This is a genomic window from Psychromonas sp. MB-3u-54, from assembly GCF_002836415.1.
Classification (GTDB): domain Bacteria; phylum Pseudomonadota; class Gammaproteobacteria; order Enterobacterales; family Psychromonadaceae; genus Psychromonas.
Window position 1 is genome coordinate 22630 of sequence record NZ_PJBP01000108.1, and the last position, 13036, is coordinate 35665.

The window sequence follows — 13036 nt, forward strand, 5'->3', positions numbered from 1 at the left end:
GGCTATTCCTTGTATCAGCTAAAAGGTTAAGTAGAGTGCCGACAAAAAAAGTGCAGACACCCCAAACTTATTTTTTATTGTTGGTCAGCAATTAATGCAGCGGCACGTTTGGCTGCTTTTTTAGCAGCTGCCTTTTGTGCTAATTTTTGTAAGCCAGCTTTTGTATAAGCAGTTCCTGTTGTATGAGCGATATCACGAATCACACCCCATTCTTTTTTATACGTAATAGGATAAAACCTGTCCGCACCTTTGAAAGTGGCACTCATTTCAGGTGTAAAGCGATAAGTTGAAAAAGCTTCTTGGATTTTTTTAACTAGATCAGGGTGGAGATCATTAGCATAACCAAAAGCTGAGGTTGGAAATTTTGGGCTACGATAAATAATTTTAAGATTTTCATCATCAACACGACCTGCGGAGACCATTCGCTCATAAACATCAGAAGCAACGGGTGCCGCATCATAATCGCCGTTGTAGACGCCTAAGATTGACTGATCATGCTTACCGGAATAAAATACTTTATAGTCTTTATCCGGCACTATGCCTTGAGGGGGAAATAAAGCACGAGGCGCTAAATTACCCGAATTTGAAGAAGCAGAAGTATGCGCTACTTTTCTCTCTTTTAGATCTAACATTTCATTAATACCACTATCCTTTCTAGTGATAGTAATAAGATTATATCCCTCAAAACCTTCCGCCGTGCCTTTAACTGCAATCGGAACATAACCTGCTAAATTAACTGCGTAGCCTGTAGGGCCAGTGGAAAATCCGGCAATATGTAAACGACCGGAACGCATTGCTTCAACTTGCGCGGAGTTAGAATGAACGGTGTAATAAATAACACGTTTACCTGTAATTTTACTTAAATGCTCCTGGAAATCTTTAAAAGCATCTTTATAAACAGCAGGATCTTCAACGGGTGTATAAGTAAAAACTAATGTACTAGGGTCTCGCCATTTTTCCGGGTCTTTAGGCGAATCAGCCACTAAATCATTATTTTCATCACAGTACCTATCATCAAGTACGCCTCGATTTTTACACTGATCAGCAAGTGCTAGCGTCGGTACAGATAATGCAGTCGCAAGAATTAATCCTTTGTATAATTTGTTCATATGACTTCCTTTTTGTTATGGATTTATGATTAACCTATCAATACTTATATAGCAACTCTTATGCCAAAATAAATAAAGATATATAAATCAACAAATTAAACATCAAGAAAGAAAAGGAACAATATATTTGAGTCAGTTTAGTCATTTTAGTTAATCAGTAAAAACAGCCTAAAGGGTCATTCATGTCCCTTTATTTACCTTCGCTCTAAAATCTGATTTATTAATGTTATATTTTTTTAATTTACGATATAACGTTTTTCTGGGCAGGTTTAGCTGTTCAGAAGAAGCATTAATATTACCTTCTGATTTTGCTAATGCTTCCGATAACAGCGCTTTTTCATAACCTTCCATTTGCAGATCAAAATCAAAACCTTCATCCGAATTTGTTGAAACCGTGTTCTGCAAATTAAAGCCTTGTCCGTCGATACCTAATACAAATCTATCGGCAACATTTCTTAATTCACGGGCATTACCGGGCCAGTCATGCATATTAAGAGCAAGTAATTGTGCACATAAAAGAATGGGTGATTGAGTTTGAAATTTTTGGCAGGATTTTTTGACAAAGTGACAAAACAGAGGATGCACATCTTCAATCCGATTATTCAATTTGGGTATATTGATACTGGCAACATTTAAACGATAAAACAAATCTTTCCTAAAAAGCCCTTGATCACTTAACGCTTCTAGATTTGCTTTACTCGCAGCAATAACAACAATATTAACGGGAATAAGTTTATTGCCGCCGACACGCTCAACCACCCTTTCCTGCAATACGCGTAACAGTTTTATTTGCACTGAGATAGGCATACTCTCAACCTCATCTAGAAAAAGTGTTCCGTTATTTGCGAGCTCTATTTTACCAATGCGTTTCTTACTTGCATTAGTAAATGAACCTAATTCGTGGCCAAATAATTCACTTTCAATAATACTCTCAGTCATACCTCCACAGTTAATGGCAACAAAAGCCTGATCTCTTCTCTGGCTAAATTGATGCAAGGCATTAGCAACCACTTCTTTGCCTGTGCCCGTATCACCATTAATAATCGTATCAACCCCAGTTTTTGCCAACAGCAGTATTTGTTGCCTTATCTGCTCTATACTTTTTGATTCTCCAATGACAAGTTCTTCTATGGTAGGAGATTTATTATTATCCAAAGAGCAGCCAGGTATTTCTAATTTAAGAGAAGCAAAGGCTTCATTTAATTTTATAATTAAATCCGACGGCACCATGGGTTTTTCTAAAAAATCATAGGCGCCATTCTTTATTGCTTGAGTAGCCATCGGAATATCACCATGCCCACTCATTAATAAAACCGGCAAACCAACTACGCGTTTTTTCACCGCATCGAGCAGTGTTAAACCATCAATATGAGGCATTTTAACATCGCATAGAACAATGCAATAACAATCAGGCCGTAAGGATCTTAAAGCCACTTTAGGATCCGTAAACGGCAACACTTCAAAGCCTTCTAACTCAAGCATTTCCATTAAGGCTTCAATTACATCTATTTCATCGTCGATCAAGACAACTGTTTTAGTATTATGCATTTTTAGAATAATCTCTCTTGATTTTTTTTAATTCAATGGTAAAAGTCGCGCCTTTTCCTAACTCTGACTGTACTGACAAGTTCCCATTAAAATCTTTAATAATATTAAAAGTAATCGACAGGCCTAAACCGAGTCCCTTCCCGACCATCTTTTTACTAAAGAAAGGGTCAAAAATATGAACTAAATCGTCACTTAAAATACCTTCACCGTTATCTTTCACCTTTATAAAAATAGTGTCGTCATTTTCTGTCAGAGAAATATGAATATTAGCTTCATTTACTCCTACCACTGCATCTAAAGCATTCGCAATAATATTAACCATGACCTGTTCAAGACGGATTGCATTTGCCCAAACAAAATAGTTATTAACGTTAATATAAGTAATAGTACATTTGCCATTATCAATACGGCTTGATAACAATTCAAGTGCTTCTGTGATCACGCTATTAGCACTGACTTTTTCAAGTTTGCCATCTGATTTACGTGCAAATGATTTCAAATGCTGGGTTATTACCGAGGTTTTAGCGAGTAGTTTTTCTATCTTGCATAAGTTATTTTTTACCTTGTCCAGCTGCTTTCTTTCCAACCAAATTGAGGCACTATGCAAGTGGCTATGTACAGCCGTTAATGGTTGGTTTATTTCATGTGTTATACCCACACTGAGTTCCCCCAAAGCAGCCAACTTTCCTGATTGCACTAATTCATTTTGTAACGATATTAGTTGTTTATTGGTTTGCTCCAATTTGTGGGAGTTTTCTTGAAACAAAAGAACGTCCTTGGCCATTTCAGCGATCTCATCATGGCCTTTGATATTAATTAGCGTGTTAAGTTTTCCCGAAGAAATTAAACGCATGCTTGATTGCAAATCGCGAATGCGTTGCAAAATATTATTTTTAACATAAAACCAGGAAAAAAATATCGCGGCGCAAAGGCTAAAAAATGAAATTAAAAGTGCTAACGCCATATTCGTCGTTAACCTTTTTTTTGTTAGATCAATTTCATCATCAACCTGTTTGTTCACTCGTTGAGCATAACTTTCCACTTGCACTGCAAGTTGATGTATCTGCAATCGGCTATTCTCCCAGAGAAATTTCTGTTGATAGCTTAAATCAATCTCCTGATTCTTTAGTTCAAACAGCTTGCCCTTTCTGGACATCATATTCTTGATTAACAAAAGGCGTTTTTTTAGTTCTCCATAATGGCCCTCTAACTGCCCTCTTTGCCAATATACCCACCAATCATTACCCACATTTTCTAATCGTAAAATAGTGTTATCAAGCTCATTATATGTAAGGTCGTTATAGAGTTTTTCAGCCAGACCAAATTGATAATGAAGTAATCTTCTCAGCTTACTGTGATCAATACGTAACCTTTGCTCTGCTGTTAACATCGAAAACCATTGATCCGTCTCACTCAAATAAGGGAATAAACCACCTAAAAGATCTCTGAACTCTGCGTTTAATACCTGTATTTTTACTTCATTGGCATAAAGCAGGCTTAGATTGTAATTAATCTGACTGATGAGGTTTTTGAAATAATGATTATAATCCGGAAAATTACTCATTAATTCACTCATAGTGACAAGAGAATATTCAATTTCATTGATCGCTTGGTCACGCTCTTGATCAGATTCAGCAGAAAGAATAATAAATGAAGTTGCAATAATGACGCGAGCAAGATCATTAAGCCGGGCGGCTTCCTCTAAAGAAACCATATCTTTCTGTTGGATTTTTGTCAGTCGGCTTAACGTTTCATTAAACGTTGAGTATGAAACGCTGGAGACTAAAATAGTCGAAAGAGCAAGTACGCTGAACGCAAAAAAAAGCCTAAATCCAATACCAGAATATTTTGTTTTTACTAGCAACATAGCGTCTCTATAATGGCTTTATTAACATCGTTTATTTTTTTGGGCATTGATCATTACCTGTTTAATTACATATACAATTTGTAATATTTATCCTTGCCGCAGTATGTCAACAAGGTCAGTACAGTACATTGCATTCATGTGCACCTGAATACCGATGGTGAATTTGCTCTTAAAGCTTTCATCCTAGGGGAGTCCGACCAGAAGCGGCTGGTGAAATGATGAAATAAAAATAGCGAATAAAGACTGGTAATGAGGAATAGTGATTCATTCATTCTAGTGAGTTTATACATGCTCCCGCAGTGACTTACTCTAGGGCAACGATCTATTTTTAAAGCCCTTAGCCTTTAAATGAGAGGACATTGATGTTCACTATGTTAAAACCTTGGCTATTTACGTTGCGGCTTAGAAAAACTTAGGTGCAATAGAAGAGGACCGCCCATTAACAACGAGCTTACACCCTATTAACAAATGTCAAACATTGGCGCGGAGAAAGTATGCTTTCGAGCACATTAATGTTCGTAATATTATAATTCTGCACAGTATTCTCAACTTAACAACCACTAAACTAATTGTGCGATAATCTGTAGATGAAAAATTCTAGTATCTATGCAGGTTATCATTACCTTACTCAGCTCTTTGGCAGTATCCGTTTTCTACACTTAGCTTTCGAGAATTCCAAGCATTGTTTGCATTACAAAGGATGGTGGTCAGTGTGGAAATGATCCATCAGTGGTGTAAAAAGCACGGTTTAAGTTATTATTGAGGAACTCGGTGATACCTGGTATCAGTATCTGGTGTTCATTAAGATTAAGGGTAATAATTTTTTTATATCCGAAAAGAACAATCTCCTCATGCCTTACTCAGAACATTTTTATATTGGGCAGGTTTAATATTGAAATGCATAACTTAAGCCGCCATAGCCGCCTGGTATTGGGCTGGCGTTTTATAGCTTAGCTTTTTTTATAGGCGCGCATTAAGCTTTGCTATTACATCTTGGACTTGTAATTTTGAACAGCTTCAGCTGCTCATGAAGTGGTTATAACAAACGCATCAAATCAAGCGTCATCACTAAAACAGCATTTTATGTCTGCTAAGCATTTATTTAAACCTGCTTAAATAACCAGAAAATGAGTTTAGTGCCTATGAAGATAGATTGGCTGGGAAGGCCTGTTGGGTAATGTGGATCACTTTACGCCCTCCTTCTAACTGTTTGAGCAGTAGTTCAGCAGAGGTTTGACCTACGGCGTAATAACCGGGATCGATACTGAATGTATTAGGAAAAATGAAAGCTAATAAATCTGTTGCTCCCACGCCCGAGACCAGTATTTCGCTGCGGCCAAGTTCCTGAAGACGTTTAGCAACCCCCATCGCTAAGGTATCACTGGCACAAACAATTGCCTCTGTTTCAGGCATCAGCACCAAATCAGTGAGTTCATAAGCACTGTGATAACTCAATAACCCGGTTTGATAGTGAGGTTTTATATTGGCAGACTGACAATAATCCAAATAAGCATTAAGACGCATTAAGCCTGTGGTTTTATCCTTAATATCGACACCGACAAAACTAATATGCTGCTTTCCCTGTGCGTGCATATAGTTCATTGCCTGTTCAATAATACCAACATTATCATAACCAACGGATGAAACATGCTTACTGTCAACGGCAATAACCACGGCTTTATGCCCTAACTTTTCAACGCTTGATAAATCACAATCGGTAAAACCAAATAGAATAACACCATCAACATTCCTTTTTTGCAAAACGGCTAAATGCTCATTCGTTTTTGCTGCACTAAATTGCCCTTCCATAATCAGCGCATCGTAACCCGCTGCATAGATCACTGCCAGAATAGCACTCACTACTTTATTTTCAGATGCGGAATCCAAACGAGATACAATAATACCGATAACTTTGGTACGTCCGCCCCCCAGAGTTTGGGCCGATTTCGATGGCACAAAACCGGATTCCTGAATAAGTCGCTGCACCTTTTCCCGAGTACTGGCCTTTACTTTAGGGTCGTTAGTTAAAACGCGGGAAACGGTTGATTTTCCAACCCCGGCTAACTTGGCAATATCAAGAATAGTTAATTTTTTTGTCATAAGTTTGGGGCCCGCTTATCTTTCGTGGTTAATTTTTGTTCGAGATAAAAGCGTTTTAATCGCGACGTGAGGTGTGCAACCTAGTCATTCTAAGTAAATACCTCACAACAAAGAGTAAAATTCTTTTAGCCGAACCCTTCGGGCAGCCTTTGTAGCCCCTTTCTACTGCGTTATCGCTTATTTATGTAGAGTAACTACACTGCATAAGCTTTGCCTTGTATAAAGAATCTACAAACTGCTGCAAAAAAATCTCGAAAGATAAACAGGCCCTACTCGAGTTGAAAAAGGCTTGTTTATTATCGCTGTAATAGCAGGAATTTCAATAAATTTCAGACGGCCAATAGATCAAAAAAGCCCTTATTACTTTACAAGTATAAGGGCTTTTTATTAAGATCTGAACATTTACTTAGTTAAACGGATTAACCTGAAGAATAGTTTCATTACGATCCGGACCTGTCGAGATAATGTCCATGGGTATGCCCGTCACTTCTTCTAAGCGTCTGACATATGCCTTCGCATTTTCTGGCAGTGCGTCGAATGATGTTACCCCAAAAGAACTTTCAGTCCAGCCAGGCATGCTTTCATAAACAGGTACTGCTTGCTCATAACCATCTGCACACATTGGCGGAACGTCTACCAGTTTATCGCCGGGCATTTTGTAGGCCGTACATATTTTAATTTCTTCCAAACCATCTAAAACATCAAGTTTAGTTAAGCAGAAACCGGTAATACTGTTTAATTGCACCGCACGTTTAATGGCAACGGCATCAAACCAGCCTGTTCGACGTAAACGACCTGTTGTTGCGCCAAACTCATGCCCGACCGTACCAAGATGTTTACCAGCCGGATCAAGTTTATCGACACCATCATACAATTCAGTTGGGAAAGGACCCGATCCAACACGTGTAGTATAAGCTTTGACAATACCTAATACATAATCAATATGAGCAGGACCAAAACCACTGCCCGTAGCAACACCACCAGCGGTTGTATTTGAAGAGGTTACATAAGGGTAGGTACCGTGATCAATATCAAGCAGTGTGCCCTGAGCGCCTTCAAATAATATATTTTCACCACGTAAACGGGCTTTATCAAGTTCGTCCGTTACATCGATCACCATACTAATAAGCAGGTCTGCAACATTTTGCACCTGTTTTAATACTTCATCAAAGTTAACCGCTTCTACTTTGTAGTAATTAACTAATTGGAAATTATGGTAATCAATCACTTCCTTCAGCTTGACCGCAAAGGTTTCCATATTGAAGAGATCATCAACGCGTAATCCGCGACGAGCAACTTTATCTTCATAGGCAGGACCAATACCACGGCCTGTTGTACCAATCGCTTTATCACCACGAGCAAGTTCACGTGCAGCATCAAGGGCAATATGATACGGAAGAATTAAAGGACAGCCTTCACTAATATGCAAACGTTCTTTTGCAGGCACACCGCGATCTTCAAGCATTTTCAGTTCTTCTAATAAAGCTTCCGGTGATAACACCACGCCGTTTCCGATAACACATTTTACGTTATCGCGCAGGATTCCCGATGGGATAAGATGAAGAACTGTTTTCTCACCATCAATTACAAGTGTGTGACCGGCATTGTGCCCACCTTGATAGCGAACAACCCATTGTGCTTTGTCAGTTAGCAGGTCTACGACCTTGCCTTTACCTTCGTCACCCCATTGAGTGCCAAGTACTACTACATTATTTCCCATCAGAATTACATATCTCTAGCGAATTAAACGCAGATTTTAGCAAACATTAAACCTGCATTTCAAGCACGATGTTAAGATCTTTACGAACTAATCTATATACGGCTTTATTGAAGACACAAAAAAGGGCGGTAAACCGCCCTTTTTCAATAATAAAAATTAAAATTAATCTTTATTGTTCATATACTTAAAGAAGTCAGAGTCAGGGCTTAATACCATGACGTCATCTTTCCCGGTAAAACTTTTTTCATACGCTTTCATACTGCGTAAAAAAGAGAAAAACTCAGCATCCTGTGAATAAGAGTCGCCATATATCTGTGAAGACTCTGCATCACCCACACCGCGAATCTGCAAAGATTCTTTATTGGCTTGAGCGAGCATGATAGATACTTTCCGGTCAATATTAGCGCGAATCACTTCTGATTGCTCTTGACCTTTAGAACGATGTTCTTTTGCCACCGCTGTTCGCTCAGCACGCATCCGCTTGTAAACACTGTTGCTGACTTCTTCAGGTAAATTGATTCGTTTAATACGAACATCAACTACCTTAATACCTAATTCACTTGAACGAGCCATACGTTTCAGTGCTGTTTCCATCACTTGACCGCGTTTACCCGAGACAATATCCTTAATAGTATGCGAACCTATCTCACTGCGTAATCCATTATTGATTTTACGTTTAAGTAAAGCTTCAGCCTGCATTTTATTGCCGCCTGTTGCCAGAAAATAAACCGCTAAATCATCAATCTGCCATTTCACATAAGAGTCGATGATTAAATCTTTTTTCTCAGAAGTCACAAAGCGATCCGCTTTATCATCCAAGGTTTGAATACGCGTGTCCATGCTGCGCACGGAATCAATAAAAGGAATTTTAAAGTGTAAGCCAGGCGGATAAGCAACGGGCTCTCCCGCTGAGTCACGTTTAACTTTACTAAACTGCATTACTATGCCGTGCTGCCCTTCCGTGATAACAAATGCACTGCTGAAAAGCATCGCAATAATCAGTGCTGGAAGTATTAATAATTTATTCATTAGTAGTCTCTCCCGGAGCTTCTGTTACTACTGCGACTCAGCGGAATATTTCCGCCCGCTCGTTCATCTTGATCGGCTTTTTCATCGGCACGTGAACGTGTTTCGATTTCTGAAACGCCATTCTCAACGCCTGCTTTAGCGGTGCTGTCACCCATCAATTTATCCAATGGAAGAAAAGTTAAATTACCACCAGCATTATTATCAATAAGCACTTTAGAAGTGTTATTTAATACCGATTCCATCGTTTCCAGATAGAGACGTTGACGCGTCACTTCAGGGTTAGCCTGATATTGAGGTAATAATTGATTAAAGCGGGCCACTTCACCCTCAGCTTTTAAAATCAGACCTTCTTTATAGGCTAATGCCTGCTGTTCAATACGTTTCACCTGACCACGAGCAATGGGTGCTTTTTCACGTTCATAAGCTTCAGCTTCACGTATAAAACGCTGTTCATCTTCCTGTGCCGCAATAGCATCATCAAAAGCATCTTTCACTTCTTCAGGCGGACGGGTTTGTTGTAAGTTAACATCCACAATGTCGATACCTAAATTGTACGATGCGGTGATCTCGTCGATCATTACCCATGTTTCTTGGCGCACCACTTCACGCCCTGTTGTTAACACATCATCCATAGTCGAATGACCAACAACAAAACGCAGTGAACTGTCTAATGCCTGCAATAAACTGTTATCCGCATTAGTAACACTAAACAAGTATTTTTCCGGCGCAACAATACGGTACTGTACTTCCATGCCGACCTTAACAATATTTTCATCTTCAGTCAGCATGAAACCGGTTGTTGGCATAGTTCGAAATGCTTCAACGTTAATCGGAATAATTTGATCAACAAACTTTGGATTCCAATGCAAACCCGCTTCAACTTGAGAATGATAAGCACCAAAACGTAATACGACACCACGATCAGATTCTTTAATCGTATACCAACCACTGACAAACCAAACAATAGCAATTAGTCCAAACACGGCAATAATGGCAATATTACCGCCATTCTTATTACCACTGTCGTCTGAAGAAGGCTTTTTACCAAACAAACCACTGAATAATTTTGATAATTTCTGGAAAATAACATCAAGATCAGGCGGTCCCTGATCTTTCTTTTTATCATTGTTTTTCCACGGGTCTTTATCTTTTCCCGGTTCGTTCCAAGCCATATATAGCTCCCGATTTAATAATACAAAAAAGTGTTAAGCAATGTAGCAATGTTCACTCTAATAATAAAGAAAACATGACATAATATGCGGTGAGTTGATCAAAAAAGCTATTTAACGTTAACCACATACTCCTCTATGGAGGCACCCTGCTGTTTTATCAAGCGCTGCCACTCAATAGCATTTAAACGAATATCCAATATACAATCGCCATTCTCAGCATAAGACTCATCTTCAATACAGTCTAGCTGGTAAAATAAAGCGCGTAATTTTCCCTTCTCTGATGGTATAGCAAGCTGCAGCGAACGAATCTGTCCCGATAAGAGCGTGGTTAACGATTCAAATAACAGCTCTACACCTGCACCGGTTTGTGCAGATAACCACACCTTCGCAGGTTTTCCCAACTCATCAAAATCAACATGCGCCTCGATACCATCAACGTCATCAATTTTATTCATGATCATCAGCTGCGGTACATCATCGGCTCCAATCTCATCTAAGACGGTTTGCACAGCCACGATATTATCGTGGTAACAGGGATCTGCACAATCTACAATATGTAATAATAATGTAGCGTCACGGGTTTCCTGCAGCGTGGCTTTAAAGGCCGCGACCAAATCATGGGGCAAGTGACGAATAAAACCGACAGTATCGGCTAAAATACAAGTGCCGACATCCACGACATCCACTTTACGCAGCGTAGGGTCAAGTGTGGCAAATAGTTGATCGGCAGCGTAAACCCCCGCATTGGTAAGGTGATTAAATAGCGTGGATTTACCCGCATTGGTATATCCAACCAATGCAAGGGTTGGCACTTCATTACGCTTGCGAGCCCGGCGCCCCTGATCACGCTGTTTTTCCACTTTTGCTAAACGCGATTTAATGGTACTGATCCGTGCTCTCAGTAAACGTCTATCGGTTTCTAATTGCGTTTCACCCGGACCACGTAATCCGATGCCCCCTTTTTGTCGTTCCAAATGCGTCCAGCCGCGAATAAGTCGCGTAGAAAGATAACGTAATTGCGCTAATTCTACCTGCAGTCTGCCCTCATAAGTCCGTGCACGTTGGGCAAAGATATCTAAAATCAGCGCAGTTCTGTCTAACACTAAACATTCGCATAATGCTTCTAAATTACGTTGTTGAGCCGGGGTCAATGCATGATTAAAAACAACGACATTAGCGCCCAGTGTTTTGACAGCATCAGCAATTTCTTGTGCTTTACCCGTGCCAACAAAATAACGAGCATGCGGGGCGTTGCGGGGACCGGTAATAGTATCAAGCGTATTTACACCAGCAGAACTCACTAAGTGTTTTAGTTCATCAAGATCTTCTTTTTTATTCTCATCAGAAAAAACAATATGAACTAAAACAGCCCGTTCTCCGGCTTCGTAACGATCAAACAAATAAATCTCCAATCTACAAGGAAAGTAATAATTATCATCCTAACATAAGCCACTTAAGGATAGGATAAAAATAAAGTTTATATAAAAGGGGTAAATACTACAAAAAAAAGGCCTGCGCAAAGCAAGCCAAAATTGATCGATAAACTGTTTTTATGCTTAATCATTTTCAACGTGTGGAATTGCCGCGATCGCCCGCGCAGGCACAACGGTTGAAATAGCGTGTTTGTAAACCATTTGACTGACCGTATTTTTCAACAGAATAACAAATTGATCAAAAGACTCAATTTGTCCCTGTAACTTGATGCCATTTACTAAATAAATTGCAACCGGAATATGCTCTTTGCGTAACGCATTTAAAAATGGGTCTTGAAGTGACTGTCCTTTTGACATTGGGTTTCCCTATTATTATTATTAGATAGTTTCAATGCACTGTTATTCAATAGTTATTAATACCTGCTCAGTATAAACAATGGTTAAATAAAAACCGATTTGATTGCTCAAAATTTTGATCCATAACACTTTCTAGCCGCGCCGACAGTCAAAACAGGGGCTTGATTGGGGATTTTCTTTTAAAATGCCACTTAATATTCATAAAAAAAGGCGTTCACTACTGCCTTTGCAGTCATTACAACACTCTTCTGACGGTTTATAACTACTTATAACATGGCTTTTATCAGTTCAAAATTATCAGTGTCTCCAGTTTCAAGCCAGGTCACATCCTTCCAACCGCGTAGCCCCAGTGTTTTTAATCAAAAGTTTTGCCGCACGGCAAATCAGTTGGTTACGGCTTATAGCACCGCCTTGATTCGTTCAAAATTATCAGTGTCCCCCGTTTCAAGCCAAGTCACATCCTTCCAACCGCGTAACCCCAGTGTTTTTAATAAAAAGTCTTGCCGCACGGCAAATCAGTTGGTTACGGCTTATAGCACCGCCTTGATACGTTCAAAATTATTCGCATCGCCTGTTTCAAGCCAGGTTATATTTTGCCAACCGCGTAGCCCCAGTGTTTTTAATCAAAAGTTTTGCCGCACGGCAAATCAGTTGGTTACGGCTTATAGCACCGCCTTGATTCGTTCAAAATTATCAGTGTT

General features: G+C 39.4%; 9 protein-coding genes. All 9 read right to left on the reverse strand.

Annotated elements, in window-relative coordinates:
- Positions 1-74 precede the first annotated feature (74 nt).
- Positions 75-1109: a phosphate/phosphite/phosphonate ABC transporter substrate-binding protein gene (gene phnD / locus CXF72_RS05040; RefSeq protein WP_101037343.1), complete on the reverse strand. Its 1035-nt coding sequence runs from the start codon at positions 1107-1109 to the stop codon at positions 75-77.
- 180 nt (positions 1110-1289) lie between these two features.
- Complete coding sequence (locus CXF72_RS05045) at positions 1290-2657, reverse strand: sigma-54-dependent transcriptional regulator (protein WP_101037345.1); 1368 nt, start codon at positions 2655-2657, stop codon at positions 1290-1292.
- Entirely contained in the window at positions 2650-4524 is a 1875-nt protein-coding gene (locus CXF72_RS05050; protein WP_101037347.1) for an ATP-binding protein, read from the reverse strand. The genes CXF72_RS05045 and CXF72_RS05050 overlap by 8 nt, the downstream gene beginning before the upstream one ends.
- Before the next feature lie 1140 nt (positions 4525-5664).
- Positions 5665-6624: a trehalose operon repressor TreR gene (treR, locus tag CXF72_RS05055; RefSeq protein WP_101037349.1), complete on the reverse strand. Its 960-nt coding sequence runs from the start codon at positions 6622-6624 to the stop codon at positions 5665-5667.
- A gap of 406 nt (positions 6625-7030) precedes the next feature.
- Positions 7031-8344 carry an adenylosuccinate synthase gene (locus tag CXF72_RS05065; RefSeq protein ID WP_101037351.1) on the reverse strand — a complete coding sequence of 438 codons (1314 nt, stop codon included), beginning with the start codon at positions 8342-8344 and terminating at the stop codon, positions 7031-7033.
- Between the two features lie 162 nt (positions 8345-8506).
- The gene (hflC, locus tag CXF72_RS05070; RefSeq protein ID WP_101037353.1) at positions 8507-9373 is read right to left on the reverse strand and encodes a protease modulator HflC; all 867 of its coding nucleotides are present in this window, start codon (positions 9371-9373) and stop codon (positions 8507-8509) included.
- Entirely contained in the window at positions 9373-10545 is a 1173-nt protein-coding gene (gene hflK, locus CXF72_RS05075; RefSeq protein WP_101037355.1) for an FtsH protease activity modulator HflK, read from the reverse strand. Before hflK ends, hflC begins: the two co-directional genes overlap by 1 nt.
- 107 nt (positions 10546-10652) lie before the next feature.
- Entirely contained in the window at positions 10653-11945 is a 1293-nt protein-coding gene (gene hflX / locus CXF72_RS05080; protein ID WP_101037357.1) for a ribosome rescue GTPase HflX, read from the reverse strand.
- 156 nt (positions 11946-12101) lie between these two features.
- The gene (gene hfq / locus CXF72_RS05085) at positions 12102-12335 is read right to left on the reverse strand and encodes an RNA chaperone Hfq (RefSeq protein ID WP_101037359.1); all 234 of its coding nucleotides are present in this window, start codon (positions 12333-12335) and stop codon (positions 12102-12104) included.
- Positions 12336-13036: the final 701 nt, after the last annotated feature.